The 888-nt window shown below is 63.3% G+C and carries 2 pseudogenes; one reads left to right on the forward strand and one right to left on the reverse strand.

What is annotated here, in order from left to right:
• Positions 1-215 (reverse strand): annotated as a pseudogene (locus G3O01_RS45505) (orotate phosphoribosyltransferase); the annotation flags it as partial.
• Positions 216-573: 358 nt separating this feature from the next.
• Between G3O01_RS45505 and G3O01_RS44865 the strand changes: the two are divergent.
• Positions 574-888: pseudogene (locus tag G3O01_RS44865) on the forward strand (NADP-dependent malic enzyme); the annotation flags it as partial.

The raw sequence follows: 888 nt of genomic DNA on the forward strand, positions 1-888 counted from the left end.
GCCCAGCCGGACGTGAAGATGAACGGTTTTTCTGCGTTGAAGTGCACTGCCTGTACTTCGAGCAGGATTTTGGCGGTCGTATCCGAGATCGACTGACGATCGTAGCCTGTCATGGGCATTCCTTGGGTGATGAGCGAAGAGCGGGCGCGGGCCCGGTGGCGCAGCAAGGGGAACCTGCCCAGGGGGCCGGGGCGCGATCGGAGGGCCAATCGCATCGCTGCGCGCGTAGCCGGCTCTTTTACCCGATTCAGGCCGGTTTTCGGCGGAATTCGCGCGCGTTCGCCGCGCGGCTCACCACCGGCGAAACAAGTGGGGCCCGATCGCTCGCACGCTGATGCGGAGGATGCGGCGCTGCACCAACATGCGTCATTTAGGGGGTGTACACTAGGCGGCCCTTAGAAATCGTTCAGTACTTTGTACTTTCCTCTTGCCACCCGCCAAGGTTCGATGGCGTGCCGACCCGGCGCGTCGCGTGCCGTCTCGCAGTCGATCACCCCCTCGATTCAAGCAGACGCGGCCGAAGGTGCTGCGTACTGAACCGTCAATATTTCGCATGTCTCTCGCAGGTCAATCATGGACGAACAACTGAAGCAGGCCGCACTCGCTTATCACCTGAACCCGAAACCCGGCAAGATTTCGGTCACCCCGACCAAGCCGCTGTCGAACCAGCTGGATCTGTCGCTCGCGTATTCGCCGGGCGTCGCCGCCGCGTGCGAAGCGATCCACGCCGATCCGCTCGACGCGCAGAAGTACACGTCGCGCGGCAACCTCGTCGGCGTCATCACGAACGGCACCGCCGTGCTCGGCCTCGGCAACATCGGCCCGCTCGCCGCGAAGCCGGTGATGGAAGGCAAGGGCTGCCTCTTCAAGAAATTCGCGGGCATCGAC

The organism is Burkholderia sp. Ac-20365, from assembly GCF_017104715.1.
Lineage (GTDB): Bacteria > Pseudomonadota > Gammaproteobacteria > Burkholderiales > Burkholderiaceae > Paraburkholderia.